The 25,793-nt window shown below is 74.9% G+C and carries 25 protein-coding genes; 14 read left to right on the top strand and 11 right to left on the bottom strand.

Features of this window, described 5'->3' with window-relative positions; genetic code table 11:
* Positions 1-128: 128 nt before the first annotated feature.
* The 3 genes from ABZ621_RS20205 to ABZ621_RS20195 form a co-directional block, all read right to left on the bottom strand.
* Entirely contained in the window at positions 129-1,430 is a 1,302-nt protein-coding gene (locus ABZ621_RS20205; protein ID WP_360606324.1) for a deoxyguanosinetriphosphate triphosphohydrolase, read from the bottom strand.
* A 35-nt stretch (positions 1,431-1,465) separates the two neighbouring features.
* Positions 1,466-2,320 carry a sirohydrochlorin chelatase gene (locus tag ABZ621_RS20200; protein WP_360606322.1) on the bottom strand — a complete coding sequence of 285 codons (855 nt, stop codon included), beginning with the start codon at positions 2,318-2,320 and terminating at the stop codon, positions 1,466-1,468.
* Between the two features lie 248 nt (positions 2,321-2,568).
* A complete protein-coding gene (locus ABZ621_RS20195) occupies positions 2,569-3,267 on the bottom strand; it encodes a hypothetical protein (RefSeq protein WP_360606320.1) in 699 nt (232 codons plus the stop codon).
* Between the two features lie 75 nt (positions 3,268-3,342).
* Here ABZ621_RS20195 and ABZ621_RS20190 point away from each other — a divergent pair, with 75 nt between their 5' ends.
* From ABZ621_RS20190 to ABZ621_RS20180, 3 genes are all read left to right on the top strand, one after another.
* Positions 3,343-4,065, top strand: a complete 723-nt coding sequence (locus ABZ621_RS20190; RefSeq protein ID WP_360606318.1) for an aquaporin — start codon at positions 3,343-3,345, stop codon at positions 4,063-4,065.
* Positions 4,066-4,103: 38 nt separating this feature from the next.
* Positions 4,104-4,781 (top strand): ElyC/SanA/YdcF family protein, encoded by a 678-nt coding sequence (locus tag ABZ621_RS20185; RefSeq protein ID WP_360606554.1) that lies wholly within the window; start codon positions 4,104-4,106, stop codon positions 4,779-4,781.
* Positions 4,782-4,854: 73 nt separating this feature from the next.
* Positions 4,855-6,942: a molybdopterin oxidoreductase family protein gene (locus ABZ621_RS20180; protein ID WP_360606316.1), complete on the top strand. Its 2,088-nt coding sequence runs from the start codon at positions 4,855-4,857 to the stop codon at positions 6,940-6,942.
* A gap of 13 nt (positions 6,943-6,955) precedes the next feature.
* Here ABZ621_RS20180 and cutA read toward each other — a convergent pair whose 3' ends face one another.
* Genes cutA through ABZ621_RS20160 form a run of 4 tightly spaced genes read right to left on the bottom strand, consistent with a single transcriptional unit; the run spans position 6,956 to position 11,891 of the window.
* Complete coding sequence (gene cutA, locus ABZ621_RS20175) at positions 6,956-7,675, bottom strand: divalent cation tolerance protein CutA (protein ID WP_360606314.1); 720 nt, start codon at positions 7,673-7,675, stop codon at positions 6,956-6,958.
* Entirely contained in the window at positions 7,672-9,543 is a 1,872-nt protein-coding gene (locus ABZ621_RS20170; protein ID WP_360606312.1) for an ABC transporter ATP-binding protein, read from the bottom strand. Before ABZ621_RS20170 ends, cutA begins: the two co-directional genes overlap by 4 nt.
* On the bottom strand, positions 9,540-11,279 hold the full coding sequence (locus ABZ621_RS20165) for an ABC transporter ATP-binding protein (protein ID WP_360606310.1): 1,740 nt from the start codon (positions 11,277-11,279) through the stop codon (positions 9,540-9,542). Before ABZ621_RS20165 ends, ABZ621_RS20170 begins: the two co-directional genes overlap by 4 nt.
* A 9-nt stretch (positions 11,280-11,288) precedes the next feature.
* Positions 11,289-11,891, bottom strand: a complete 603-nt coding sequence (locus ABZ621_RS20160; RefSeq protein ID WP_360606308.1) for an NAD(P)H-dependent oxidoreductase — start codon at positions 11,889-11,891, stop codon at positions 11,289-11,291.
* 89 nt (positions 11,892-11,980) lie between these two features.
* On the opposite strand from ABZ621_RS20160, the gene ABZ621_RS20155 reads away from it, so the two are divergent.
* The 4 genes from ABZ621_RS20155 to ABZ621_RS20140 all read left to right on the top strand — a co-directional run bounded on the left by ABZ621_RS20155 (position 11,981) and on the right by ABZ621_RS20140 (position 15,073).
* A complete protein-coding gene (locus tag ABZ621_RS20155; protein WP_360606306.1) occupies positions 11,981-12,793 on the top strand; it encodes an aminotransferase class IV in 813 nt (270 codons plus the stop codon).
* A gap of 9 nt (positions 12,794-12,802) precedes the next feature.
* The gene (locus tag ABZ621_RS20150; protein WP_360606304.1) at positions 12,803-13,612 is read left to right on the top strand and encodes a sporulation protein; all 810 of its coding nucleotides are present in this window, start codon (positions 12,803-12,805) and stop codon (positions 13,610-13,612) included.
* Between the two features lie 243 nt (positions 13,613-13,855).
* On the top strand, positions 13,856-14,368 hold the full coding sequence (locus ABZ621_RS20145; protein ID WP_360606302.1) for a hypothetical protein: 513 nt from the start codon (positions 13,856-13,858) through the stop codon (positions 14,366-14,368).
* A gap of 84 nt (positions 14,369-14,452) precedes the next feature.
* On the top strand, positions 14,453-15,073 hold the full coding sequence (locus ABZ621_RS20140) for a class F sortase (RefSeq protein WP_360606300.1): 621 nt from the start codon (positions 14,453-14,455) through the stop codon (positions 15,071-15,073).
* A gap of 9 nt (positions 15,074-15,082) precedes the next feature.
* Here the strand turns inward: ABZ621_RS20140 and ABZ621_RS20135 are convergent, their stop codons facing one another.
* Positions 15,083-15,868: a TSUP family transporter gene (locus ABZ621_RS20135; protein ID WP_360606299.1), complete on the bottom strand. Its 786-nt coding sequence runs from the start codon at positions 15,866-15,868 to the stop codon at positions 15,083-15,085.
* A 182-nt stretch (positions 15,869-16,050) separates the two neighbouring features.
* Between ABZ621_RS20135 and ABZ621_RS20130 the strand changes: the two genes are divergently transcribed.
* The 6 genes from ABZ621_RS20130 to ABZ621_RS20105 all read left to right on the top strand — a co-directional run bounded on the left by ABZ621_RS20130 (position 16,051) and on the right by ABZ621_RS20105 (position 22,980).
* On the top strand, positions 16,051-17,241 hold the full coding sequence (locus ABZ621_RS20130) for an FAD-dependent oxidoreductase (protein ID WP_360606297.1): 1,191 nt from the start codon (positions 16,051-16,053) through the stop codon (positions 17,239-17,241).
* On the top strand, positions 17,238-19,772 hold the full coding sequence (gene nirB / locus ABZ621_RS20125) for a nitrite reductase large subunit NirB (protein ID WP_360606295.1): 2,535 nt from the start codon (positions 17,238-17,240) through the stop codon (positions 19,770-19,772). Before ABZ621_RS20130 ends, nirB begins: the two co-directional genes overlap by 4 nt.
* Positions 19,769-20,107 carry a nitrite reductase small subunit NirD gene (gene nirD / locus ABZ621_RS20120; RefSeq protein ID WP_360606293.1) on the top strand — a complete coding sequence of 113 codons (339 nt, stop codon included), beginning with the start codon at positions 19,769-19,771 and terminating at the stop codon, positions 20,105-20,107. Before nirB ends, nirD begins: the two co-directional genes overlap by 4 nt.
* A gap of 38 nt (positions 20,108-20,145) precedes the next feature.
* Positions 20,146-20,730, top strand: a complete 585-nt coding sequence (locus tag ABZ621_RS20115) for a TetR family transcriptional regulator (RefSeq protein ID WP_360606291.1) — start codon at positions 20,146-20,148, stop codon at positions 20,728-20,730.
* A gap of 91 nt (positions 20,731-20,821) precedes the next feature.
* Positions 20,822-22,189 carry an MFS transporter gene (locus ABZ621_RS20110; protein WP_360606289.1) on the top strand — a complete coding sequence of 456 codons (1,368 nt, stop codon included), beginning with the start codon at positions 20,822-20,824 and terminating at the stop codon, positions 22,187-22,189.
* Between the two features lie 23 nt (positions 22,190-22,212).
* Positions 22,213-22,980, top strand: coding sequence for an SDR family oxidoreductase (locus tag ABZ621_RS20105; RefSeq protein ID WP_360606287.1), 768 nt, complete (start codon positions 22,213-22,215; stop codon positions 22,978-22,980).
* A 17-nt stretch (positions 22,981-22,997) separates the two neighbouring features.
* Here the strand turns inward: ABZ621_RS20105 and ABZ621_RS20100 are convergent, their stop codons facing one another.
* Positions 22,998-23,411 (bottom strand): VOC family protein, encoded by a 414-nt coding sequence (locus tag ABZ621_RS20100; RefSeq protein WP_360606285.1) that lies wholly within the window; start codon positions 23,409-23,411, stop codon positions 22,998-23,000.
* A 118-nt stretch (positions 23,412-23,529) separates the two neighbouring features.
* Positions 23,530-23,997 carry a group III truncated hemoglobin gene (locus ABZ621_RS20095; protein WP_360606283.1) on the bottom strand — a complete coding sequence of 156 codons (468 nt, stop codon included), beginning with the start codon at positions 23,995-23,997 and terminating at the stop codon, positions 23,530-23,532.
* A gap of 70 nt (positions 23,998-24,067) precedes the next feature.
* Between ABZ621_RS20095 and ABZ621_RS20090 the strand changes: the two genes are divergently transcribed.
* Positions 24,068-24,634, top strand: a complete 567-nt coding sequence (locus tag ABZ621_RS20090; RefSeq protein WP_360606281.1) for a hypothetical protein — start codon at positions 24,068-24,070, stop codon at positions 24,632-24,634.
* Here the strand turns inward: ABZ621_RS20090 and ABZ621_RS20085 are convergent.
* Positions 24,606-25,634 carry a hypothetical protein gene (locus tag ABZ621_RS20085; protein ID WP_360606279.1) on the bottom strand — a complete coding sequence of 343 codons (1,029 nt, stop codon included), beginning with the start codon at positions 25,632-25,634 and terminating at the stop codon, positions 24,606-24,608. The genes ABZ621_RS20090 and ABZ621_RS20085 overlap by 29 nt on opposite strands.
* Between the last annotated feature and the right edge of the window lie 159 nt (positions 25,635-25,793).

Raw genomic sequence — 25,793 nt, 5'->3', positions numbered from 1 at the left:
GTTGATTCCTCCTCGTTGCGACCGATTCTCTACGCTACGCCTCCGGGCCCGGCCCCGGTCGCACCGCCCGGGGACGTGCATGCGAGGGTCCCGCACGGCGCCGGAAGGCGAAAGAGGGCGAACGGCCCCTACGCCCCGGGGGTTCGGAGGCGGGCGTGCAGGGCCCGGGCGGTGGCGTCGGTGAGGGAGGCGATCTGGTCGACGATCACCCGCTTGCGGGAACGGTCGTCGGGCGCGGCGGCGAAGAGGGCGCGGAACTGCGGTTCGAGTCCGTCGGGGGCGCGGGCGACGAGCACCTCGGCGAGTTCGGCGACGACGATCCGCTGGTCGGCGCGGAGCGCCTCCTGTTCGGCGCGCTGCATGACGTACCGGTCGGCGACGGCCTTGAGGACGGCGCACTCGTTGCGGGTGGCGCGGGGGACGACGAGTTCGGCGCCGTAGCGGGTGAGGCGGCCCGATCCGTAGGCCTGCCGGGTGGCGCCCTCGGCGGCGAGGCAGAAGCGGCCGATGAGCTGGCTGGTGGCGTCCTTGAGCCGGGCCTGGGCGACGGCGGAGCCGTCGTAGCCGTGCGGCCACCACTCCTGGTCGAGGAGGCGGTCGAGGGCCTCGGCGAGTTCGGCGGGGTCGGTGTCCTCGGGGACGTAGCGGCCGAGGGCGACGGCGAAGACGTCGGCGCGCTCGGGCTCGGCGTGCAGGAGGTTGGGGTCGATGTGGCCGGCGTGCAGGCCGTCCTCGAAGTCGTGGACGGAGTAGGCGACGTCGTCGGACCAGTCCATGACCTCGGCCTCGAAGCACTTGCGCTGGTCGGGGGCGCCGCGCCGGATCCACTCGAAGACGGGCAGGTCGTCCTCGTACACGCCGAACTTGGAGGAGCCGGGGTCGGTGGGGTGGTCGCCGCGCGGCCAGGGGTACTTGGTGGCGGCGTCGAGGGCGGCGCGGGTGAGGTTGAGGCCGACGGAGACGGGCTCGCCGTCGGGGCCGGGGACGAAGCGCTTGGGCTCGATGCGGGTGAGGAGGCGGAGCGACTGGGCGTTGCCCTCGAAGCCGCCGCAGTCCTTGGCGACGTCGTTGAGCGCCTGTTCGCCGTTGTGCCCGAAGGGCGGGTGGCCCATGTCGTGGGAGAGGCAGGCGGCTTCGACGAGGTCGGGGTCGCAGCCGAGGGCGGCGCCGAGCTCGCGGCCGACCTGGGCGCACTCCAGGGAGTGGGTGAGCCGGGTGCGGGGGCTGGCGTCCCAGGCGTACCCGCGGGTGCCGGGGGTGACGACCTGGGTCTTCCCGGCGAGCCTGCGCAGGGCGGCGGAGTGCAGCACGCGGGCGCGGTCGCGCTGGAAGGCGGTGCGGCCGGGGCGCTTGTCGGGCTCGGTCGCCCAGCGCTCGGTGGCGGTCGGGTCGTACCCGGGGGTCTCGCTGGTGCCGTCGTAGCCTGCCATGCCTCGACGGTAACCGGCGGGACCGACACATGGGTTCAGATGGCGGCGAGTTCCCGCGAGGGAGTGGCGGGGGCGGCGGGGCGGCCGGTGCGGGCCCGGTCGGCACCGTCGTAGCGATGCAGGACGAGCCGGGCGAGGGCCGGGTGGGCGCCGAGCGGGTCGGCGGCGATCCAGGGGGCGTGGGCGGCGGCGCGGGCGGCGAAGAGGCCGGGGGCGGTGAAGCAGGAGGCGACGGCGATCCGGTGGCGGCCGCGGGCGGTGAGCGCGGCGACGGCCTCGGGGACGGTGGGGGCGGCGGCCGAGGCGTACGCGGCGACGACCGGGGTCACGCCGAGGCGTTCGCCGAGGGCGGCGGCGATCCGCCGGAGGGTCGCGGCGGAGCGGGGGTCGCGGGAGCCGGCGGAGGCGAGGACGACGCCGGTGGTGCGGGAGGCGGAGTCGGCGGGCGTCCAGCCGGCCTGGGCGAGCCGGTCGGCGAGGGCCTCGACGAGCAGCGGGTGCGGGCCGAGGGGGCCGGCGACGCGGGCCCGGAGGCCGGGGACGGCGGCGAGGGCGGCGGGCAGGTCGTGGGTGACGTGGTAGCCGGGGGCGAGGAGGAGCGGGACGAGCACCGCCTCGCGCCCCTCGGCGGCGAGGCCCGCGAGGGTGTCGTCGAGGAGCGGCGCGTTCAGCTCGACGTGGGCGAGCCGCACGTCGAGCCCGGGACGCAGCTCGCGGACCCGGTCGAGGAGCCGCGCGAGCGCGGCACGCGCGCGTGGGTCCCGGCTGCCGTGGCCTACGGCGACGAGCACGGGTGCGGCGCCGGACGTCCGGACGTCGGTGCCGGTTCGGGAACCGGCGCCGGGCCGGGGGGCGGTGGCGGGGCCGGGGAGCTGTGTGAACGGCTGCATGGGCGGCGTACCTCCTGCTCGGGCTTCGCCGCCGGGGCGTCGTACGGACGCACCCGGCGGAGCTGGAGTCCGAGCTGCCGCGCGACCCGCCCCAGGAGGGCGGCGGCGTCCGCGAACGTGCTGTCCGGCTCCGTCATGGACCGATCCTGGCCCCGGCACGTTGCCTGCCCGTTGCGCGCCGGTCACGGATCTTTTCCAGGACCGCACACGGGTGTTTCACCGGGCTCACGCGCGCGTGGGGACGGCTGTCAGGCGGCGAGCCAGACGCGGAGGGGGCCGAGCTCCGTGAAGCCGGCGGCGAGGGCCGGGGCCAGGTCGTCGCCGGACTCGTAGCCGACGACGGGCACGGCGGGGTCGGCGGCGGCGAGGGCGGCGGCCCAGACGGCGGCCGGGTCGGTGCCGTCGGCGGCGAAGAGGTTGGAGACGCCGGTGGCGCCGGCTCCGGTGGAGAGGACGGCCCCGCCGACGACGCGGCCGTCGGCTCCGGGGACGGCGAGGACGGTGACGGCCGGGTCGTCGAGGAGGGCCGGACGGAAGAGGGCCGCCTCGTCGGCGTCGCCGCCGCTCCAGGCGTGCGCCCAGGCGGCGAGGGCCTCGGGGCTGCCGGCGCGGGTCCAGGAGGGGGCGGGGACGGCCGGGGCGCCGGCCGGACGGCCGATCCAGGTGGCGTCGAAGAGCGGCCGGAAGCCCTCGGGGGCGAGGTCGAGGCGCGCGTAGGAGTCCTTGACGGAGGCGCCGGGCCCGGTCAGGTCGATGCCCGTGACGACGTCGGCGGCGGTCGCGTCCGCGGCGAGGGAGACGGCGTCGGGGTAGTACAGCGGGGTGCGGTGGGGGCTGGTCCAGGCGCGGGGGCCGGTGGCCGTGGTGAGGCCGTGGGCCCGGCACATGCTCCCGCACCACTCGGCGTTGTTCCGCACGGCGGCGGTCAGCAGCTCTTCGTTGATCACCGCCGGATCGTACGGAGGACCCGCCCCTCTCCTCCCCTCTTTTTTCGTTCCGAATCACGGAATATCTTTTCCACTATGAGAATGTCCCCCGCGTCGCTCCCCCGGCGCGTCACCGCCGAGTTCACCGGCACCGCCGCCCTCGTCGCCGTGATCGTCGGCTCCGGCCTCCGCGCCGACTCCCTCAGCCAGGACATCGGGGTCCGGCTGCTCGCCAACGCCACCGCCTCCGCCCTCGGCCTCGGGCTGCTGATCGCGCTCCTCGGGCCGCTCTCCGGCGCCCACTTCAACCCCGTCGTCACCCTCTCCGAGTGGTGGGGCCGCCGCCGCGAGCAGGAGGGCCGCGAGGTCCTCGCCTACGTCACCGCCCAGGTCGCCGGCGCGGTCGCCGGCGCCCTGCTCGCCGAGGCGATGTTCGGCCGGGCGCCCGGCTCCTGGTCCACCGAGCCGCGCGCCGCGCTCCACCTGCTGCTCGGCGAGGCCGTCGCCACCGCCGGGCTCGTCCTCGTCGTCCAGGGCCTGCGGCACATCGGCCGCCCCCAGCTGGCCCCGGTCGCCGTCGCCGGGTACATCGGCGCCGCGATCTGGTTCACCTCCTCCGGCTCCTTCGCCAACCCGGCGGCCACCGTCGGCCGCTCCCTGACCGACTCCTTCACCGGCATCGCCCCCGCCTCGGTGCCCGCCTACGCCGCCGCCCAGCTCCTCGGGATGCTGCTCGGGATGGGGCTTGCGAGTGTGCTGTACGGAACAGACGGCGGCGCGACCGAACCGCGGCAGGCTCCCGCGCGTCGGACCGGGTGACAGCCCGTCCCTTCCCCGCCCTCCTGGAGGCACAGCCGATGCAGGTCCGGTTCCCCCGCACCGTCCGGGCCCGCCGCCGCACCGTCCAGGCCGTGATGGCCGCCGCCGTCCTGGCCCTCGCCCCCGCGACCTGGATGCACACCGCCGCCGCCGGGAAGCTGCGGACCACCGCCGACGTGCCCGCCCGGGACGTCGCCGTGGTCTTCGGCGCCGGGCTGTGGAACGGCCGCCCGACGCCGTACCTCGCCCACCGGCTCGACACGGCCGCCGAGCTCTACCGCACCGGCAAGGTGAGGGTCCTCCTCGTCACCGGCGACAACAGCCGGACCGCATACGACGAACCGAGCGCCATGCGCGCCTACCTGACGGCCCGGGGCGTCCCGGACGAGAAGGTCGTCAGCGACTACGCGGGCTTCGACACCTGGGACAGCTGCGTCCGGGCCCGGAAGGTCTTCGGCGTCGACCGGGCCGTCCTCGTCACCCAGGACTTCCACGTCAAGCGGGCCGTCGCCCTCTGCGAGCGGGCCGGGGTGGCCTCGTACGGCGTCGGCGTCGCCGAACCGCACGACACCACCTGGTACTACGGCACCACCCGCGAGCTCCTCGCCGCCGGGAAGGCCGCCCTCGACGCCGCCGTCCGCCCCGACCCGCACTTCCTCGGCCCGCGGGAGCCCGGGGTGGCGGAGGCCCTCGCCTCACCCCGCACCACCCCGTGACCTGAGCGGAGAGCACCGCGCCCGTAATACGGGGCGCCGCCGCCCGTAACACGCCCGACGCACCCTGGACGGCATGTCCGACGCCACCGCGGTCCCCACCCACTGCCCCTACTGCGCCCTGCAGTGCGGCATGAAGCTCCGCCCGACCGGCACGGCGGAGCTGCCCGCCGAGGTGGTCGAGCGGACCGACTTCCCGGTCAACCGGGGCGCGCTGTGCGGCAAGGGCCGCACCGCCCCCTCCGTACTCTCCTCCCGGGTCAGGCTCACCGAGCCCCTGGTCCGCCGCCCTGACTCCGGGGCGCTCGAACCGGCCTCCTGGGAGGAGGCACTCTCCGCCGTCGCCGAGGGGCTTCGCCGGACCCGCGCCGACCACGGCCCCGACGCCGTGGGGGTCTTCGGCGGCGGCGGACTCACCAACGAGAAGGCGTACACGCTGGGGAAGTTCGCCCGGCTCGTGCTCGCCACCTCGCAGATCGACTACAACGGCCGCTTCTGCATGTCCTCGGCGGCCGCCGCCCACCAGCGGGCCTTCGGGCTCGACCGCGGCCTGCCCTTCCCGCTGGAGGACATCCCGAAGACCGGCTGTGTGATCCTCGTCGGCTCCAACCTCGCCGAGACCATGCCGCCCGCCCTGCGCTACCTCACCGAGCTGCGGGAGAACGGCGGGAAGCTGATCGTCGTCGACCCGCGCCGCACCCGCACCGCCGAACAGGCCGACCTCCACCTCGCCCCCCGCCCCGGCACCGACCTCGCGCTCGCCCTCGGCCTGCTCCACCTGGTCGTCGCCGAGGGCCGCGTCGACGAGGAGTTCGTCGCCGGGCGCACCGCCGGCTGGGAGGCCGCCCGGGCCGGCGCGATGGCCCACTGGCCCGAGCACGTCGAGCGGATCACCGGCATCCCCGTGCCCGCCCTGCGCGAGGCCGTCGCGCTGTTCTGCGACGCCCCCACGGGCATGGTGCTCACCGCGCGCGGCCCCGAGCAGCAGTCCAAGGGCACCGACACCGTCGGCGCCTGGATCAACCTCTGCCTCGCCACCGGCCGGGCCGGCCGGCCGTTCTCCGGCTACGGCTGCCTCACCGGCCAGGGCAACGGCCAGGGCGGCCGCGAGCACGGCCAGAAGGCCGACCAGCTGCCCGGCTACCGCAAGCTCGACGACCCCGCCGCCCGCGCCCACGTCGCCGGGGTGTGGGGCGTCGCCCCCGAGAGCCTGCCGGGGCCGGGCCGCAGCGCCTACGAACTCCTCGACGCGCTCGGCGGCGAGGTGCGGTCCCTGCTCCTGATGGGCTCCAACCCGGTCGTCTCCGCGCCGCGCGCCGCGCACGTCGAGGAGCGGCTGCGCTCGCTGGACTTCCTCGCCGTCGCCGACGTGGTCCTCTCCGAGACCGCCGCGCTCGCCGACGTCGTCCTGCCGGTGACCCAGTGGGCCGAGGAGACCGGCACCATGACCAACCTGGAGGGCCGGGTGCTGCTGCGCCGCCGCGCCCTCACCCCGCCGGAGGGGGTGCGTACCGACCTGGAGGTGCTGCACGCGCTCGCCGGGCTGCTCGGCTGGGAGAAGGGCTTCCCCACCGACCCGGAGGAGGTCTTCGAGGAGCTGCGGCGGGCCTCCGCCGGCGGCCCCGCCGACTACGCGGGCATCAGCTACCGGCGGATCGAGGAGGAGCAGGGCGTCTTCTGGCCGTGCCCGGAGGAGGACCACGACGGCACGCCCCGGCTCTTCCTCGACCGGTTCGCGACCGCCGACGGGCGGGCCCGCTTCGTGCCGGTGACGCACCGGCCCGCCGCCGAGGAGACCGACGCGGAGTACCCGGTGGTCCTCACCACCGGGCGGGTCGTCTCCCAGTACCAGTCCGGGGCGCAGACGCGGCGGGTCGCGGAGCTGAACGCCGCCGCGCCCGGCCCCTTCGTGGAGCTGCACCCGCGGCTCGCGGAGCGGATCGGGGTCGCGGAGGGCGAGCCGGTGGCGGTGGTCTCGCGGCGCGGGCGGGCGGTGGCGCCGGCCCGGATCACCGGCACGATCCGCCCGGACACCGTCTTCATGCCCTTCCACTGGTACGGGGAGGGGCGGGCGAACACGCTGGTGAACCCGGCGCTGGACCCGGTCTCCCGGATGCCCGAGTTCAAGGTGTGCGCGGTGCGGCTGGAACCGGTCGCGCGGTGACCGGCCGGCCGGGCTACGGCCGGTCGAACCAGTCGCCGCTCTCGATGACCGGGCCGAGGGGGGCGTCCGGGGACGCCACGAACACCCAGGCGGACACCTGCGCCCCGTCCTCCGTCCGGACGACGTCCATGGCCACCCGCTCGTAGCCGACGGGCAGCTCCAGGCGGTCGAGCAGGCCGAACAGGTCGCCGTAGTCGCCGGACGAGGGCGTGAGCAGCGAGCCGATCACCCGGCCGCCGGTCCGCGGCACGACGTACGGGTAACCGGGCCCGTCGTGCAGGACCGCGCCGGGCAGCACGGCGGCCGCCTCGGTGCCGATCCGGCCGGTGAGGAACCGGTCGTGGTTGTACCCGCCCGGGCGCAGCGTCCCGTACACGAAGAAGGGCCGCTCGTCCCGGGCCGGGGTCTCCGGCTCGACGGCGCCCGCCGTCTCGTCCTCGACCCAGCGGGCGTACCGCTCGGCCACCCGGGTCACCCGGGTGGCGAGGATCTCGGGCGTCTCGTAGTCGTGCGCGGCGGTGAGATGGGCCTCCAGGGCCCCGTAGCGGGCCTCGGTGGTCTTGAACACCACCTCCCACTCCTCGGTGGTCTCGATCGCGCCCCGCCAGTGGTAGACGGAGGTGACGGGCCCCGAGATCTGCGCGCACGCGGCGAGCCGGGCCTCGACGGCGCCGCGCGCCAGGGCGTCGGCCTTGGCGCGCGCGTCGGTGGTGGTGCGGACGGTGACGATCACGCCTCCACCGTACGGGCGAACTGTGCCGCGTGCAGCCGGGCGTACGCGCCGCCGCGGGCGAGCAACTCCTCGTGGGAGCCCTGCTCGGCGATGCCGCCGCCGTCCATGACGACGATGGTGTCGGCGTCCCGGATCGTGGAGAGCCGGTGGGCGACGACGAAGCTGGTGCGGCCGGCCCGCAGGGCGGACATGGCGCGCTGGACGTGGAGTTCGGTGCGGGTGTCGACGGAGCTGGTGGCCTCGTCGAGGACGAGGATCACCGGCTCGGAGAGGAAGGCGCGGGCCAGCGTGACCAGCTGGCGCTCGCCGGCGCTGAGGCCGCCGCCGTCCTCGTCGAGGACGGTGTCGTAGCCGTCGGGCAGGGTGCGGATGAAGCGGTCGGCGTGGACGGCCTCGGCGGCGGCGACGACCCGCTCGCGGGAGACCTCCCCGGGGACCCCGTAGGCGATGTTCTCGGCGATGGTGCCGCCGAAGAGCCAGGTGTCCTGGAGGACCATGCCGATGCCGGAGCGCAGCTCCTCCCGGCCCATCCGGGCGGTGTCGACGCCGTCGAGGAGGATCCGGCCGCCGGTGGGCTCGTGGAACCGCAGCAGCAGGTTGACCAGGGTCGTCTTGCCGGCGCCGGTGGGGCCGACGAGGGCGACGGTGCGGCCGGGTTCGACGGTGAGGGAGAGGTCCTCGACGAGCGGCCGGTCCGGCTCGTAGCGGAAGGAGACGTGCTCGAAGACGACCCGGCCGCGCGGCACGGCGGGCTTCTCGGGGTCGGCCGGGTCCGGGCGCTCCTCCTCGGCGTCGAGGAGGTCGAAGACCCGCTCGGCGGAGGCGACGCCGGACTGGAGCAGGCTCGCCATGGCGGCCACCTGGTTGACCGGGCCGTTGAACTCGTAGGAGTACTGGACGAAGGCCTGGACGTCGCCGACGGTGAGGGTGCCGCTCGCCACCTTCAGGCCGCCGAGGACGGCGATCAGGACGTAGCCGAGGTTGCCGGCGAGGGTGACGGCGGGCTGGACGAGGCCGGAGACGACCTGCGCGCGGAGCCCGGCCCGGTACAGCTCCTCGCCGAGCTCGTCGAAGCGGCGGACGGCCTCGTCGCGGCGGCCGAAGGCGACGACCTCGGTGTGGCCGGTGATGGTCTCCTCGGCGTGGCCGCCGAGCCGGCCGGTGACCGCCCACTGCTGCACGAACTGCGGCTGGGCGCGGCGGGCGACGAGGGCGGCCAGGCCGAGCGAGACGGGCACGGTGCCGAGGGCGACGAGGGCGAGCCCCGGGGAGATCCAGAGCATCATCGCGAGCACCCCGAGGAGGGTGAGGACGGCCCTGATCATCTGGCTGAGCGCCTGCTGGAGGGTCTGGGTGACGTTGTCGACGTCGTTGGTGGCGCGGGAGAGGACCTCGCCGCGCGGCTGTCCGTCGAGGTAGCCGAGCGGCAGCCGGGCCAGCTTGTGCTGGGTCCGCTCGCGCAGCCGGTGGCCGGCCCGCTGGACGACGTCGGTGACGAGCCGCTGCTGGACCCAGGTGAGCAGGGAGACGGCGACGACGGTGACGCCCGCGAGGGCGAGCTGCCGGCCGACGGCGGTGAAGTCGACGCCGCCCGGCCCGGCGGCGCCGGTGAGGACGAGGTCGGTGGCGCGGCCGAGGAGGAGCGGGATCAGGACGGTGAGGCCGACGGCGGCGGCGCCGGCGGCGAGGGCGGCGGCGAGCCGGGCCCGGTCGGGGGCGAGGGTGCGCAGCAGGCGGACGGCGGAGGCGCGGAAGCGCAGCGAGCGCTCCGGGGAGGGCGTGCCGGGGGCGCCGGGCCCGCCGCCCGGCTGGGGGGCGGGGCCGCGGCGGGCGGGGGCGGTGGGGCGGGGTGCGGTCGCGGTGGTCACGCGGCGGCCTCCTCGGTGGGCTGGGAGCGGACGATCTCCCGGTAGGTGGGGCTGCTCGCCAGGAGTTCCTCGTGGGTGCCGGTGCCGACGGCGCGGCCCCGGTCGAGGACGACGATCCGGTCGGCGTGGCGGATGGTGGAGACCCGCTGGGCGACGAGGACGACGGCGGCGTCGGCGGTCTCGCGGCGCAGGGCGGCGCGCAGCCGGGCGTCGGTGGCGTTGTCGAGGGCGGAGAAGGAGTCGTCGAAGAGGTAGAGGCGGGGGCGGGCGACGAGGACCCGGGCGATGGCGAGCCGTTGGCGCTGGCCGCCGGAGAGGTTGGCGCCGCCCTGGCTGACGGGCGCGTCGAGTCCCTGGTCGAGGGCGCGGACGAAGTCGGCGGCCTGGGCGGTCTCCAGGGCGTGCCACAGCTCCTCGTCGGTGGCGCCGGGCCTTCCGTACCGCAGGTTGGAGGCGACGGTGCCGGAGAAGAGGTACGGCTTCTGGGGGACGAGCCCGACGGTGGCGGCGGTGACCGCGGGGTCGAGGGCGCGGACGTCGGAGCCGTCGAGGAGGACCCGTCCCTCGGAGGCGTCGAGGAGCCGGGGCACCAGGCCGAGGAGGGTGGACTTGCCGCTGCCGGTGGCGCCGATGACCGCGGTGGTCTCGCCGGGGGCGGCGTGCAGGGTGACGCCGTCGAGGACGGGTTCCTCGGCTCCGGGGTAGCGGAAGGTGACGTCCTCCAGGGTGAGGTGGCCGGAGCCGGGGACGGCGGGAGGGGCGAGGGCGGGCGGGGGCGCGGGGGCGGGGGCGGTGGCGAGGACTTCGCGGACGCGGGCGGCGCCGGCCTCGGCCCGGGGCAGGTGCATGAGGAGGAAGAGCGCCATCATCACGGACATGGCGGTCTGGAGGAGGTAGCCGAGGAAGGCGACGAGGGTGCCGGCCTGGACGGCGCCGGAGTCGATGCGGTGGGCGCCGGCCCAGACGAGGAGGAGGGTGGTGGCCTCCCAGACCAGCAGGACGATCGGGTACATGACGGCCTGGAGGCGGCCGGCCCTCAGGCCGGTGTCGAGGAGGGCGGAGTTGGCGCCGGCGAAGCGGGCGCGCTCGTGGCCGTCGCGGACGAAGGCGCGGACGACCCGGACGCCGGTGATCTGCTCGCGCAGCACCCGGGTGACCCCGTCGAGGTGTTCCTGCATGCCGCGGAAGAGGGGCCGCATGCGGAGCACGACGGTGCCGACGGCGAGGGTCATGACGGGGACGAAGAGCAGCAGGACGAGGGCGAGCGGCACGTCCTGGCGCAGGGCCATGGCGAGCCCGCCGACGCACAGCAGCGGGGCGGCGACCAGCATGGTGAGCGCGAGGACGGCGAAGGTCTGCACCTGCTGGACGTCGTTGGTGGCGCGGGTGATGAGCGAGGCGGTGCCGAAGCGGCCGCGTTCCAGGGCGGGGAGGTCCTGGATCCGCCGGAAGACCTCGGAGCGCAGGTCGCGGGCGACGGAGAGGGCGATCCGGGCGGCGGTGTAGGTGACGGCGGCGGCCGCGGCGGCCTGGAGGAGGGTGACGGCGGCCATGACGGCGCCGCCGGAGAGCACGCGGCCGGTGTCGCCGCGGAGCACGCCCTCGTCGATGACGCCGGCGTTGAGCGCGGGCAGGGCGAGCGAGGCGAGGCTCTGGACCAGCTGGAGCAGGACGAGTAAGACGAGCCGGGCGCGGTGTGGGCGCAGCCGCCCGGCCAGGAGGCGCAGCAGGGTCATGACGGCTCCTCAGGCGGCGTACGGGCGGACGGCCTTGGCGTCGCGCAGGGCGGTTCCCCACCAGGCGAGCTGGTCGAGCATGAGCTTGGCGCCGGCCTCGGGCCCGGTCGGGTCCTTGAAGCGGCCCTCCTCGTCGAACTGCCCGTGGGCGTTGGGCAGGACGACCCCGTCGCGGACGGTCACGGCGTGCATCTCGGCGTAGACCTGGCGGAGCTGCTCGACGGCCCGGATGCCGCCGGAGATCCCGCCGTAGGAGACGAAGCCGACGGGCTTGGCGCGCCACTGGGTGTAGTGGCGGTCGATGAGGTTCTTGAGGGAGGCGGGGAAGGAGTGGTTGTACTCGGGGGTGAGGACGACGAAGGCGTCGGCGGCCTCCAGGACGGGGGTGACGCGGGCGAGTTCGGCGCGGACGGCGGGGTCGGGGTCGTAGGAGAGGGAGGTGGGGAGGGTGACGTCGGCGAGGTCGAGGACGGTGAGGGCGAAGTCGTCGCGCTCGGCGACGCGGGAGCGGAACCAGTCGGCGATGACGGGGGCGAAGCGGCCTTCGCGGTCGCTGGCGACGACGAGGGCGAGGGTCAGGGGGGCGCCGACGGTGGCGTTGGTGATGTCCATGTCGAGGATCGTGGTACCTCAAGTTTGGTTGAGGTCAAGCGCGGTTCTCCGGGACCCGTCCGGGCGGTCTCCGTGACTACGGTGGGGCCATGACGACTTCTCCCGTTCCGGCCTCCGCGCACATCGAGATCGACGGGGTCCCGGCCGCCGATCCGGCCTCCCTCTCGGTGGTGATGGGCGGCTACGGCCACTTCACCGCGATGCAGGTGCGGGACGGCCGGGTGAAGGGCCTCGGCCTGCACCTCGACCGCCTCGACCGGGCCACCCGCGAGCTGTTCGGCGAACCACTGCCCGGGGAGCGGGTGCGGGAGCTGCTCGCGCGGGCGCTCGGGCGGGCGGGGCGGCGGGACGCGTCGGCGCGGGTGTACGCGTACGAGCACGGCTCCGGCTTCCTGGTGGCGGTCACCGTCCGCGAGGCCGCGCCCGACGGGCTCGGCGCGCCGCAGCGGCTGACGGCGGTCGACTACCTGCGCCCGGCGGCGCACCTCAAGCACCTGGGCGGCTTCGGGCAGATGTACCACGGCGACGCGGCGCGCCGGGCGGGCTTCGACGAGGCGCTGCTGACCACGCCGGCGGGCGAGGTCGCGGAGGGCGCGGTCGCCAACATCGCCTTCTGGGACGGCACTTCGCTGGTGTGGCCGACGGCCCCGCATCTCACCGGGATCACCATGGCGCTGCTCGCGCCGCGGCTGCCGTCGATCCACCGCCCGGTCCCCCTGGCCGAGTTGGCGGGGTTCCGGGCCGCGTTCACCGCCAACTCGCGGACGATCGCGCCGGTGACGGCGGTCGACGGGGTGGCGTACCCGGTGGACGAGGCGCTGATGGCGCGGGTCCTGGCGGCCTACACGGCGGTGCCGGGCGAGAAGATCGTTTCCGGTGACGGGAGTGTTCTCGCCGGTTAGCCTGCGGCCATGGTGTTCAAGAGACTTTTCGGCAATGGCGGCGTTCCGCTGGAGATCGACACGATCGTCCCCGACGAGCCGGTCCGTCCGGGCGGCAAGCTGCGCGGCGAGGTCGTCGTCCGGGCCCCCGAACGCGACCTGAAGATCGAGTCGATACGCATGCGGATGGTCGTCAACGCGTCCCTCGCGCACAAGGGGGACGGCGACGGCACGGACGACGGCACGACCGTCTGCTACCCCAGCGCCAGCGGCTGGTTCGAACTGAAGAAGGGCGAGGAGCGGCGCATCCCGTTCTCCGAGCGCCTGAAGTGGGAGACCCCGCCGAACGAGACGCGCGGCGAGCGGCTCGGCGTCTCGATCGGCGTCCGGACCGAGGTCGAGGCCGTCGGCGTCAAGGCGGCGACGGACCTGGACCCGGTGCGGGTGGAGACGCTGCCGCTCCACGAGGCGGTCCTCGACGCCTTCGAGGCCGAGGGGTACGGCCTGGAGAACTCCCGGGTGTACGAGAACTCGATCGCCCCGGCGGAGTACCACCTGTACCTGTGGCAGGGCTTCCGGCTGAGCGACCGGCGGGGCGAGGAGGGCCGCCCGCAGCGGCTGGAGCTGACCTTCCACACCAACGCGGTCGGCTGCGAGATCTTCCTGCGCCGGTTCCGGCAGAGCGCCGACGGCTACTGGAGGGACAAGCCGGAACCGCTGCGGTTCGTCGCCGCGCACCACGAGGTCGGAAGCCGCGACTTCGGCGCCGACGTCCGCCGGTGGCTGGAGAGCGCCGCCGCGCTGAAGCAGGGCAAGGGCGACGGGGACGACGAGGACTGACGGGCGGCGGCCGAGGGCGCGGGCACCCCTCAGGGGGCCCGCTCACCCGTTCGGCACGACATGTCAGCTGACGCCTTATAACCAGCTCTGACCTGCGGAAACGTCCTGATTCCAGTCGACGCGCCGCATCGGACGGAGCAATCCTGACGCGCCATCAGCAGGCGGGGGGCGCGCCGGGGCCGTTTGCTCGGTCGTACGGAAGACCGTACGACCGAACGACCGCGCGCCCCGGAGGACCCCACCATGCGCCCCACCACCCGCCTGCTCACCGGAACCGCGCTGACGGTCGTCGCGCTCGGCGCCTTCGCCGCGCCGGCCGCGTACGCGAACAACGACAAACCCGAGACGCTGGAGATCTATCCCTCCACCGCCTCCCCCGGCACCACCGTCACCGTGAACACCCTGGCCTGCGGCAAGAACGGCCACGGCGTCGGCGACGCGAACTCGGTGGGCGCCGGGGAGTTCCAGCTCAGCCCGAGCACGCACAAGGAGGTCGTGGTGGGTCAGTTCACCCTGCCCCAGCACGCCAAGCCCGGAACCCACTGGATCGCCGTCGCCTGCGACAACGGCCGGACCGCCCGCGGCGAGCTGACCGTGAAGCACCGCGAGCCCAGCGGTCATGTCAAGACCGGTGTCGGCGGCAGCATCGGCCCCGACACCGCCCAGGTCACGGCGGGCGCGGCGGTGCTGGCCGCGGCTGCCGTCGGCGGTGTGTGGCTCATGCGGCGCCGGGCGAGCGGCGCCCAGGGCCACTGATCACACCGCCCCGTCCCGCCCCCGCCCGGCTCCCGCACACGGCCGGCCGGGGGCGGGGCCTTCCCCCGATCCCGAGGAAACGACGTGAGCAACAGGAGCAAGGGCTGGGGCATAGCGGTGGCCGCCTGCGTCGGCCTCTGGCTCGTCCAGAACGGCTCGCAGGACGTCACCCCGCCCGTCCCGTCCGCCGCCCAGGCCTTCGCCGCCGGGCCGAGCGTCCACACCGACGCCGCCGCCGACCCGCTGCCGTCGTCCCCGCCGGTGCGGCTGCGCATCCCGGAGACGGACGTGGACGCGCCGATGACCCGGCTCGGCCTCGCCCCGAACGGCTCCCTGGAGGTGCCGCCGGCCGAGGACCGGAACCTCGCCGGCTGGTACGGGGACGGCGTCACGCCCGGCGCCAAGGGCACCGCGATCGTCGCGGGTCACGTGGACAACGCCGGCGGCCCCGCCGTCTTCTACACGCTCGGCGCCCTGCGGAAGGGGCACCGGATCGAGATCGACCGGGAGGACGGGAAGACGGCCGTCTTCACCGTCGACGCCGTCGAGGTCTACGACAACGACGCCTTCCCCGACGAGAAGGTGTACGGCGCCACCGACCGCGCCGAGCTCCGCGTCATCACCTGCGGCGGCGGCTTCTCCGAGAAGGGCGGCGGCTACCAGGGCAACGTGGTCGCCTTCGGGCACCTCATCGGCGTGCGCTGAGCCGGGGCCTCACGCCCACTGGTCCCAGCCCAGCTTCGCCGCCATGGAGAGGACCACCACCAGCAGCACCGCGCGGACGAAGCCCGAGCCCTTGCTCAGCGCCATCCGGGCGCCGGCCATCCCGCCGGCCAGGTTGAAGGCCGCCATGAGCGCGGCCAGCTGCCAGTAGACGGTGCCCTGGTAGGCGAACATGGCGAGCGCGCCCCCGTTGGTGCAGACGTTGACGATCTTGGCGGTGGCGGAGGCCGTCACCAGGTCGAGGTGGAGCACGGCGGTCAGCGCGAGCACCAGGAACGTGCCGGTGCCGGGCCCGAACAGACCGTCGTAGAAGCCGATGCCGCCGCCGACGAGGACGATCGCCGTGACGAGCCGGGCCCGGGTGAGCGGCGCCCGGTCCTCCCCCGCCGGGCGCGCCCCGAACGAGGGCTTCAGGATCACGAACGCCGCCACCGCGACGAGCACCACGATGATCAGCGGCCGCAGGATCTCCTCGTCGACCGCGGTCGTGAACAGGGCTCCGGCCGACGAACCCGCGAGGGCCGCGAGCCCGACCCGTACCGCCGTCCGCACCGGCACCCTCGTCTTGCGGGCGTAGGTGATCGCCGCGCCCGTCGTGCCGACGATCGAGACCGCCTTGTTGGTGCCGGTGACATAGGGGTACGTGGCGTTCGGCAGCCCGATCAGCAGCGCCGGCATGAGCAGCAGCCCTCCACCGCCCACCACGGCGTCGATCCAGCCCGCGACGAGCGCGGCCAGGCACAGCAGGACGATGGTGGTGAGGGTGATGTCGGGCATGACTGTGACCCTAGGGACGGGATCGTTGGCCCGTCCATCGATCGCCTGATCGTTGAGCAAGCTCTGAGCTTGGGGCGGCCCCGCGCCCTCACAGCCCGCCTCCTCCCCCTCGGAGATCAGCGTTCCGTGCGGGAAACAGTCGGGATGCCACCGGGAAACACCGGGCCCGCACCCTTCGGGGTATGAGTACACGGATCGTGGTGGTCGGAGGCGGAACGGCGGGCCTCCGCCTCGCCCAGCGCCTGCCGGTCACCCTCCTCGGCGAGGAGCCGCACACCCCGTACAACCGGGTGCTGCTCGCCGACGTCCTCGCCGGACGGTACGCCCCCGAGGTCGTCGCCCTGCCCGAACCGCGCGAGCCGGTGCGCCGCGGGGTGCGGGTGGTGGGGATCGACCGGGCGGCCCGGACGGTGGAGTGCTCGGACGGCGAGCTCGTGCCGTACGACCGGCTGGTGCTCGCCACCGGCTCGAACCCGGTGCTGCCGCCGCTGCGCGGTCTGCGCGGGGCGGAGCTCCCCCGGGGCGTCCACTCCTTCCGCACGCTCGACGACTGCCTGGCGCTGCGGGCCGTCGTCCGGCCCGGGGTGCGGGCGGTCGTCGTCGGCGGCGGCCTCCTCGGCGTGTCGGCGGCGCGGGCGCTGGCCGCGCTGGGCGCCGAGGTGGTCCTCACCCAGCAGGGCGAGGGCCTCATGGAACGGCACCTGGACCCGTACGCCTCCGCGCTGCTGCGGGAGCACCTGGACGGGCTCGGCGTCGAGACGCACACCGAGTGCCGGGTCAGCGGCCTGCGGCAGCGGGACGGGGCGGTGACGGCGGTCGAGCTGGCCGACGGTTTCGTCCTGGACGCCCAGGTCGTGGTCCTGGCCTGCGGGGTCCGTCCCCGGGTGGCGCTGGCCCGCGCGGCCGGACTCGACGTCCGCTCCGGCGTCGTCGTCGACGACGAGCTGCGGACCTCGGACCCCTACATCCACGCGATCGGCGACTGCGCCGAACACGACGGCCGGGTCTACGGCCTGGCCGGCCCGGCGCTCGAACAGGCCGACGTCCTCGCCGACGTGCTGTCCGGCACCGCCGGGCCCCGCTACACCGGCACCCGGGCCCTCACGCGGCTCACCCTCGGCGGCGCGCAGCCGCTGGACCTCGCCGCCTTCGGCGAGGCCACCCCGCGGGCGGGGGACGACGTCGTCCAGCTGGCCGACGCGACCAAGGGCGCCTACCGCAAGGTCGTCGTCCGCGACAACCGGCTCGTCGGGGGCGTCCTCCTCGGCGATCTGGCCGCGGTCGGCGCGCTCGCCCGGGCCTGGGAGGGCGACGAAGCCCTCCCCGAGGCCCCCCTGCTGCACCTGCTCACCCACGACGGAGGCTCCGCATGACCACCCCCACCATCGTCCTGGTCGGCCACGGAATGGTCGGCCAGCGGTTCCTGGAGGCGCTCGCCGACCGGGGCGTCACCGAGCGGGCCAGGATCGTGGTCCTCTGCGAGGAGCCCCGCCCGGCGTACGACCGGGTCCAGCTGACCTCGTACTTCTCCGGGAAGACGCCCGACGACCTGTCGATGGTCGAGGACGGCTTCATGGAGCGGCACGGCATCGAGCTGTACACGGACGAGCCCGTCGTGGGCATCGACCGCGCGGCGCGGACGGTGACCGCCCGCTCCGGCCGGGTCGTCGCCTACGACCACCTGGTGCTGGCCACCGGCTCGTACCCCTTCGTCCCGCCGGTGCCCGGCAAGGACGCCACCGGCTGCTTCGTCTACCGCACGATCGAGGACCTCCTCGCCATCGAGGAGTACGCCAAGACGGCGACGACGGGCGCCGTGGTCGGCGGCGGTCTGCTGGGCCTGGAGGCGGCCGGCGCGCTGAAGGGCCTCGGGCTCGACACGCACATCGTGGAGTTCGCGCCGCGCCTCATGCCGGTGCAGGTCGACGAGGGCGGCGGCGCGGCGCTGCTGCGGACGATCGAGCAGATGGGGCTGACCGTGCACACCGGCACGGGCACCCAGGAGGTCGTGACGGCCGACGGGTCCGTGACCGGCATGAAGCTGTCGGACGGCGCCGAACTCGCCGTCGACATGGTGGTGTTCTCGGCGGGCGTGCGCCCCCGGGACCAGCTGGCGCGCGACTGCGGGCTCGACGTGGGCGAGCGCGGCGGCATCGCCGTCGACGCGCACTGCCGCACCTCCGACCCGGCGGTCTTCGCGATCGGCGAGTGCGCGCTCGCCGCCGACGGCCGGGTCTACGGCCTGGTCGCGCCGGGGTACGAGATGGCGCAGACGGTGGCCGCGGTGATCGCCGAGGAGGAGCCCGGCGACGGCTTCACCGGCGCCGACCTGTCGACCAAGCTGAAGCTCCTCGGGGTGGACGTCGCCTCCTTCGGCGACGCGCACGGCACCGCCGAGGGCTGCCTCGACGTCGTCTACTCCGACTCCCGCGCGGGCGTCTACAAGAAGCTGGTGGTGGACGGCGAGGGCCGGCTCCTCGGCGGCGTCCTGGTCGGCGACGCCGATTCGTACGGCCTGCTGCGCCCGATGACCGGCACCAAGCCGCCGGTCTCCCCCGAGCAGCTGGTGCTTCCGGCGGGCGCGGGCGCTCCGGTGGCGCTCGGCCCGTCCGCGCTGCCGGACGACGCCGTCATCTGCTCCTGCCACAACGTGACCAAGCACGCGATCGGCCAGTGCTCCTCGCTGCCCGAGGTGAAGAAGTGCACCAAGGCCGGCACGGGCTGCGGCAGTTGCGTGAAGGTCATCGAGAAGCTGCTGCCGAAGGCGGCCGACAAGGGGCTGTGCGGCTGCTTCCCGTACTCCCGCAGCGAGCTCTACGAGATCGCCCGCACCCTGCGGGTCACCTCCTTCGCCGCGCTGCTCGACTCGCACGGCCGGGACGGCGCGAAGGGCGGCGAGGGCTGCGAGGTCTGCAAGCCGACCGTCGGCTCGATCCTCGCCTCGCTCGCGCCGGCGATCGGTCTGGGCGGCTACATCCTCGACGGCGAGCAGGCCGCGCTCCAGGACACCAACGACCACCACCTCGCCAACCTCCAGCGCAACGGCTCCTATTCGGTGGTCCCCCGCATCCCCGGCGGCGAGATCACCCCGGAGAAGCTGATCGTGATCGGCGAGGTGGCCCGCGACTACGGCCTCTACACGAAGATCACCGGCGGTCAGCGGATCGACCTCTTCGGCGCCCGCGTCGACCAGCTCCCGGCGATCTGGACCCGCCTGGTGGACGCCGGCTTCGAGTCCGGTCACGCCTACGGCAAGGCGCTGCGCACCGTGAAGTCCTGCGTGGGACAGACCTGGTGCCGCTACGGCGTCCAGGACTCGGTGAAGATGGCCATCCAGCTCGAACTGCGCTACCGGGGCCTGCGCGCCCCGCACAAGCTGAAGTCGGCGGTCTCCGGCTGCGCCCGCGAGTGCGCCGAGGCCCAGTCGAAGGACTTCGGCGTGATCGCCACGGCGAACGGCTGGAACCTGTACGTCGGCGGCAACGGCGGCGCGACCCCGCGCCACGCCGACCTGCTGGCCCAGGACCTGTCGGACGCCGAACTGATCCGGCTCATCGACCGGTTCCTGATGTTCTACATCCGGACGGCGGACCGCCTGGAGCGGACGTCGGTGTGGCTGGAGCGCCTGGAGGGCGGGCTCGACCACCTCCGGGACGTGATCGTGAAGGACTCGCTGGGCCTCTGCGACGAGCTGGAGGGCCTGATGGCGGCGCACGTCGCCGACTACCAGGACGAGTGGGCGCAGACCCTGGACGACCCGGAGCGGCTGCGGCGCTTCGTCTCCTTCGTGAACGCGCCGGAGACGCCCGACCCGACGGTGCGCTTCGTGCCGGAGCGCGACCAGATCAAGCCCGACCTCACGATCCTGACGATCGGCACCCTGGAAGGAGCCACGTCCCGATGACGACACCGACGACGCTCGAACTCTCCCCGGCCCCCGACGCCTGGATGACGGTCTGCGAGGAGGCCCGGCTCACCCCGGGCCGGGGCCTGGCGGCGCTGCTGCCGGACGGCCGGCAGGCGGCGGTCTTCCGGGACCGGGCGGGGCGGGCGTACGCGATCGACAACCGCGATCCCTTCACCGGGGCGCAGGTGCTGTCCCGGGGGCTGCTCGGGACGGCGGACGGGCGGCCGTTCGTGGCCTCGCCGCTGCTGAAGCAGCGCTTCGACCTGGAGACGGGACGGTGCCTGGACGACGACGAGGTGACGGTGGCGGTCTATCCGGTCCGCACCATCTAGCTTGACCGGTCGTTCCAGAAAGGCGTACTGTCCACCCCGTGGCCAGGACCAAGGAATTCGACCCCGAGGCCGCGCTCCAGGCAGCGCTCGACCTGTTCTGGGCGCGCGGCTACGAGGCGACGTCGATGGCGGACCTCGTGGAGCACCTCGGGATCGGCCGGGCCAGCATCTACGCGACCTTCGGCAACAAGCACGAGCTCTATCTGAAGGCGATGGACCGCTACCTGGAGACCCGGGACCCGGGGCTCGTCGAGGAGCTGTCCGCGCCGGGCCCGGCGCTGCCGGCCGTCCGGGCGCTCGTCCGCCGCTTCGCCGCCGAGGCGACGGCGGAGGGCCTGCGCCTGACCGGCTGTTTCGTCACCAACTCGGCGGCGGAGCTGGCCCCGCGCGATCCGGTGGTGGCCCGCCGGGTCGAGCTCAGCTGGGAGCAGATCGAGACCCTTCTGTACGCGGCGCTCACCCGGGCCCGCGCCCAGGGGGAGCTGCCGGAGGGCCGCGATCCGCGCACCCTCTCCCGGATGCTCCTGGTCCTGCTCCAGGGGATCCGGGTGGTCGGCAAGGCGTCGACGGACCCGGCCAGGGTCCGGGACGCGGCGGAGGAGGCCCTGCGGCTGCTCGACTGAGCGGCCGGAAGGACGGGCGCCCTTGAAGGGCGCCTTTTCTCGGGGCTCATTCTGGAATGAACGGTCAAGTACAGACAGCACGGGGGGACACATGACGACACAGGGGACGACAACGGCACCGGTCACGCCCACGAGAGGCGGCCGGGCCGCCCGCCGGGGGTTCGCGCTGCTCGGCACCGTGCAGGCGACGCTCATCTTCACGCTCGCCTCGCTCGCCGTGCCGCTCCCCCGGATCGCCGCCGAATTCGGCCTGGACCAAGGGAGGCTGATCCTCCTCAGCGCCGCCTACGGACTGACCTTCGCCGGACTCCTGCTGCTCGGCGGACGGCTCGCCGACCGGTACGGCGCCCGGCGGGCGCTCACCGCCGGACTGCTCCTCTTCGCCGCCGCCTCCGCGCTCGCCCCGCTCGCCACCGGATACGCCGCCCTGCTCGGCGCCCGCTTCGCGCAGGGCGCCGGCGCCGCGCTCGTCGCCCCGGCCGCGATGGGCGCGCTGCGCGCCCTGTACCCCGAACCCGCCGCGTACGGGCGGGCGATGGGCACCTGGGGCAGCCTCTCCGTCCTCGGCGCCACCGCCGGGAACCTGCTCTCCGGCGCCCTCACCGCCGCCGCCTCCTGGCGCGCCTCCTTCGCCGTGCCGGTCGCCGTCGCGCTCGCCGCCCTGCTCCTCGCGCCCCGGCTGCTGCCCGCCACCCCGCCCGGCCACGGCCGCGCCCTCGACCTGCCGGGCGCCCTGCTCGCCACCGCCGGGATCGTGCTCGCCAGCACCGGCCTGGTGCTGACCGACGCCCACCCGTGGGGCTCCGCGCCCGTCCTCGTACCGCTGCTCGGCGGGCTCACCCTGCTCGCCGGCTTCGCCCGCGCCGAACGCCGGGCCGCCGACCCGCTGCTCCCGCCGGACTTCCTGCGGGACCGGCGGCGGCTCCTCGGGCTCGCCGCGATCGCGCTCACCGCCGCCGGCACGGCCACCGTCTTCGTCCTGCTCTCGCTCGACCTCCAGCGGGAGCGCGGCTACTCGGCGGCGCTCACCTCGGCCGCCTTCGTGCCCTTCGCCGCCGCGCTGCTCGGCGCCGGCCGGCTCGCGGGGCCGCTGCTCGGCCGGTACGGGCCCGGCCGGGTCGCCGCCACCGGACTCGGCACGGCGGGCGCCGGGCTCGCGCTGCTCGCGGCCGGCACGGCCGACCCCGCCCTCCCGTACGCGTACGGGCTGCTGCCCGGGCTGCTCCTGCTGCCCGCCGGCGGGTCGCTCTCCTTCGCGGCCGCCGCCGTCCTCGCCACCGAACGGGTCCCGGCCGACCGGGCCGGGCTCGCCGGCGGCGTCCTGAACACGGCGATGGAGCTCGGGCCGACCGTGCTCTTCGCCGCCCTGCTCACCCTCGGCGGCTCCGCCGCGCCGCTCGCCGCGGCGGCGGCGCTCTTCGCCGCCCTCGCCGTCCTCACCGTCCGTCTCGCCAAGTGACCATCGATTCCAGGGGAGTTCCCATGTCCGCAGCCGCCCGCTTCACCGGCCGTTCCGTCCTCGTCACCGGCGCCGGCTCCGGCCTCGGCCGCGAGATCGCCCGCGCCTTCGCCGCCGAGGGCGCGAGGGTGGTGGCCGCGGGGCGCACCGCCGCGGCCCTCGACGCGACCGTGGCCCTGATCGAGGCCGAGGGCGGTACCGCCACCGCCGTCACCGCCGACGTCACGGACCCCGCGTCCGCCCGCGCGCTGGTCCGGCGCACGGTGGAGACGTACGGCGGCCTCGACGTCGCCGTCAACAACGCGGGGATCTTCCGGGGCGGGCACAGCGCCGCCGACTTCCCCCTCGACGACTGGCAGGCCCTCCTCGACACCAACGTCACCGGTGTCCTGAACGCCCTCCAGGCCGAGGTCGGCCACATGCGGGCCCACGGCGGCGGGGCGATCGTCAACATCTCGTCCAACCTGGGCGCGCACGTCCGGATCCCGGGCGTCTTCGGCTACCAGGTCTCCAAGGCGGCCGTCTCGGCCCTCACCCGCGCCGCGGCCCGCGACCACATCGCCGACGGGGTGCGGATCAACGCGGTCAGCCCCGGCGCCTCGGAGTCCGCGATGTCGCTGCTGCCCGGCGAGAGCGAGGCCGAGCGGGCGGTCCGGATGAAGGAGCAGTCGCCGCTCGGCCGGATCACCTCGGCCGCCGAGGTCGCGGCGGCCGTCCTCCACCTCGCGTCGGACGCGGCGGGCTCCACCGTCGGCGCGGACCTGGTGGTCGACGGCGGCGTCTCCGCCTGAGCCCCCGGGGCGCCCGCTCAGCCCTGCGCGGCCTCCTGGTCCATCCAGAAGACCTCCCAGTGGTGGCCGTCCGGGTCGGCGAAGGAGCGGCCGTACATGAAGCCCATGTCCATGGCCTCCTTCGCCGGGCTGCCGCCCACCTCCAGGGCCCGGTCGGCCAGCTCGTCGGCCTTCTCGCGGCTCTCGGCGTTCAGGGTCAGCATCACCTGGGTGGTGGCGGAGGCGTCGGCGACCGCCTTGCCGGGGGCCATGAAGCCGGCGAACTTCTCCTCGGTGAGCAGCATGACGAAGATGGTGTCGCTGACCACCACACAGGCGGCGGTGTCGTCGCTGAACTGCGGGTTGATCGAGTAACCGAGCTTCTCGTAGAAGGCCTTGCTGACGTCGAGGTCCTTCACGGGCAGGTTCACGAAGATCATCTGCGGGGCCATGATGTGCTCTCTTCTCCGTCGTGCGGTCCGTCGTGCGGTTCCGTCGTGTGCGGTGCTTTCGGGAGTAGAGACGGGCCGTCCGGCCCGGACTCATCGCTCCCCGGAGAAGTTTTTTCGATCAGGCGGCCGAGCGCAGGGCGAGCGCCGCCAGCGGGACGAACCCGCCGGTCCCGCCGGCGGCCGCCTCGGCCTGCGCGCCGGGGCCGCCGAGCCGCTTCAGCATCGAGACGGCGATCCGCTCCCCCATCGCCTTGGCCCGGTCCGCGAGCGGACCCCGGTGGAGCCCGTCGACGGTGGCGTGCCAGAGCTGCACCCAGCGGCCGAAGTGGGCGGGGGTGAGCGGGCGGGCCGAGTGCAGCGCGGCGTGCGGGGCGAAGGCGTCCCGCCCGTATGCGGCCGTACGGAACAGGGCCCGCTCCCAGAAGTCGGCGATGCGCGGGAGGTGGACCTCCAGGTCGGTGCCGGCGACCTCGGTGAAGAACGGGCCGATGAGGGGGTCGGCGAAGGCCGCCGAGTAGAAGCGGCGCAGCAGCACGTCGAGGTCGTCGCGGCCGCCGATGTCGGTGAGCTCCCGGGTTTCGCGCATGCGCCCAGTCTGCCGGGCGGAGACGTCCTCCCCCAGTGCCGAAGGTCCCTGCCGGGCATAGCTTCGGACCATGAGCAGCGGCAAGCGCATCACCGAGAAGCTCTCGGACGAGGCCCTGACGGCGGCGACCGGCCGGGGCTGGGCGGAGTGGTTCGCCCGGCTCGACGCCTGGGGCGCGACCACCCGCACCCACACCGAGATCGCCCGCCACCTCGTCGACGACGAGGGCGTCGGCGGCTGGCACGCCCAGTCGGTGACCGTCGGCTACGAGCAGGAACGGGGCCTGCGGGAGGTCGGCCAGTCCGGCGACGGCGACTGGCAGGCGAGCGCGAGCAGGACCGTGGCCGCCCCCGCCGCCCGGGTCACGGACGCCTTCGTCGACCCGGAGCTGCGCCGCCGCTGGCTCCCGGACGGCGGCCTGGACCTCCGCGCCCACCGGCCCGGGAAGTCCCTCACGGCCGACTGGGAGGGCGGCCCGAGCCGGATCGCGGTCCATCTGACGCCGAAGGGCGAGACGAAGACCCTGGTGGGCCTCGGCCACCTGAAACTGCCGGACGCGGCGGCGGTGGCGGCGTCCAAGGAGTTCTGGCGCGACCGGCTGACCGCCCTCAAGACCCTGCTCGAGTCCAGCGACTGAGGGTCTCGCCCGCCCGGTCGTGAGTGAGCCAGGTGCCGTCGCCGAGGGGACGGACGTAGCCGGTGACGGGTGCGGGATAGGCGACGCGGCCGAGGACGCGCAGGTCGCCGTCGAGGAGCCAGTGGCCCGGGCCGTCCGCGTCGCCGTCGGTCTCCACCAGGGCGAGCACGGTGTCCGCGTCGACGTGCCCCGCGCACCAGTCCCAGCGCGGGGCGCCGGTGCGGTGCGCCGTCCCCTCCGCCAGCACCTCGCCGTCGGGGCCGTGGACCTGGAGGTCCCACCCGTTGTGCTCGACGGTGAGGAGGTGGCCCCGCTCGGGGTGGACGTCGAGCAGGATCCGGTCGAGGCCCTCGTTGAGGTCGCGCACGACGATCCCGTCGCCGTCCCGGCGGGCCCAGTACAGCAGGCAGCCGTCCTGGCCCATGCCGACGGAGAGGGCGACGTGCTCCCCGTCGGGCAGGGCGAGCTGGTACGAGCCCGAGGCGACGCTCTCCTCCAGCGGGATCCGGCCGACCTCGCGCCCGTCCCGGGCGTCGAGCACGACCCACCGCTCCGGCCCGTCCTCCCCGACGACATGGGCCCAGACGAGCCGCCCGTCGGCGGAGACGAGCACCGAGCCGTGCTCCAGGCCTTCGCAGACCTCCTGCTCGTCGCCGGTGTGCGGGTGGCCGATCACGGGACCCCAGCAGCCGTGCCGGTACTCCCACAGGGCGCGCCCGTCCGCGGCCACCGCCCGGACGGCCCGCTGGCCGGAGAAGACGGCGAAGCCCAGGTCCGGGGCGACCGCGTCGACCCCCTGGTCCCAGCCGGGCCAGGGCGCCGGGAAGACCGCGACGGGCTCCGGCGCCCCGGAGGAGGACTCCGGCATCCGGTGGACCTCCAGGCGGTCGCCCCGCCGCAGCGCGAGTCCGCCCGCGCCGGCCACGCGGGCCGGGCCGTCCACGAGGTCCGCCGCACCCGGCAGCCGTACCGATCCGAGCAACTGCGCGGTGATCGTCATGGCGCGAACCTAGCGTTCGCCTCCGACACCGACTCCCCCGCCCCTCCCGCGCCCCTTCCCCGTCACCGTTTGTTGATGCACAGTCAATTCCGCCCTCCTAGATTCCCCTCGCGCGGCCCCGCCGCTGACCGTGCGGCGGGAGGTCACCACACCCCTGGA

Origin of the sequence: Streptomyces sp. NPDC007863, from assembly GCF_040633895.1 — a bacterium.
GTDB lineage: Bacteria > Actinomycetota > Actinomycetes > Streptomycetales > Streptomycetaceae > Streptomyces.
Note: the sequence above shows the minus strand (reverse complement) of the source record. Positions and strands in the feature narration are given on the sequence as shown.

Excerpts from the sequence above, each read along its gene's own strand:
- ABZ621_RS20205 (WP_360606324.1), bottom strand. The coding sequence starts at position 1,430 with ATGGCAGGCTACGACGGCACCAGCGAGACCCCCGGGTACGACCCGACC.
- ABZ621_RS20200 (WP_360606322.1), bottom strand. The coding sequence starts at position 2,320 with ATGCAGCCGTTCACACAGCTCCCCGGCCCCGCCACCGCCCCCCGGCCC.
- ABZ621_RS20190 (WP_360606318.1), top strand. The coding sequence starts at position 3,343 with ATGAGAATGTCCCCCGCGTCGCTCCCCCGGCGCGTCACCGCCGAGTTC.
- ABZ621_RS20185 (WP_360606554.1), top strand. The coding sequence starts at position 4,104 with ATGCAGGTCCGGTTCCCCCGCACCGTCCGGGCCCGCCGCCGCACCGTC.
- ABZ621_RS20180 (WP_360606316.1), top strand. The coding sequence starts at position 4,855 with ATGTCCGACGCCACCGCGGTCCCCACCCACTGCCCCTACTGCGCCCTG.
- ABZ621_RS20165 (WP_360606310.1), bottom strand. The coding sequence starts at position 11,279 with ATGACCCTGCTGCGCCTCCTGGCCGGGCGGCTGCGCCCACACCGCGCC.
- ABZ621_RS20160 (WP_360606308.1), bottom strand. The coding sequence starts at position 11,891 with ATGGACATCACCAACGCCACCGTCGGCGCCCCCCTGACCCTCGCCCTC.
- ABZ621_RS20155 (WP_360606306.1), top strand. The coding sequence starts at position 11,981 with ATGACGACTTCTCCCGTTCCGGCCTCCGCGCACATCGAGATCGACGGG.
- ABZ621_RS20150 (WP_360606304.1), top strand. The coding sequence starts at position 12,803 with ATGGTGTTCAAGAGACTTTTCGGCAATGGCGGCGTTCCGCTGGAGATC.
- ABZ621_RS20145 (WP_360606302.1), top strand. The coding sequence starts at position 13,856 with ATGCGCCCCACCACCCGCCTGCTCACCGGAACCGCGCTGACGGTCGTC.
- ABZ621_RS20135 (WP_360606299.1), bottom strand. The coding sequence starts at position 15,868 with ATGCCCGACATCACCCTCACCACCATCGTCCTGCTGTGCCTGGCCGCG.
- ABZ621_RS20130 (WP_360606297.1), top strand. The coding sequence starts at position 16,051 with ATGAGTACACGGATCGTGGTGGTCGGAGGCGGAACGGCGGGCCTCCGC.
- nirB (WP_360606295.1), top strand. The coding sequence starts at position 17,238 with ATGACCACCCCCACCATCGTCCTGGTCGGCCACGGAATGGTCGGCCAG.
- nirD (WP_360606293.1), top strand. The coding sequence starts at position 19,769 with ATGACGACACCGACGACGCTCGAACTCTCCCCGGCCCCCGACGCCTGG.
- ABZ621_RS20110 (WP_360606289.1), top strand. The coding sequence starts at position 20,822 with ATGACGACACAGGGGACGACAACGGCACCGGTCACGCCCACGAGAGGC.
- ABZ621_RS20105 (WP_360606287.1), top strand. The coding sequence starts at position 22,213 with ATGTCCGCAGCCGCCCGCTTCACCGGCCGTTCCGTCCTCGTCACCGGC.
- ABZ621_RS20100 (WP_360606285.1), bottom strand. The coding sequence starts at position 23,411 with ATGGCCCCGCAGATGATCTTCGTGAACCTGCCCGTGAAGGACCTCGAC.
- ABZ621_RS20095 (WP_360606283.1), bottom strand. The coding sequence starts at position 23,997 with ATGCGCGAAACCCGGGAGCTCACCGACATCGGCGGCCGCGACGACCTC.
- ABZ621_RS20090 (WP_360606281.1), top strand. The coding sequence starts at position 24,068 with ATGAGCAGCGGCAAGCGCATCACCGAGAAGCTCTCGGACGAGGCCCTG.
- ABZ621_RS20085 (WP_360606279.1), bottom strand. The coding sequence starts at position 25,634 with ATGACGATCACCGCGCAGTTGCTCGGATCGGTACGGCTGCCGGGTGCG.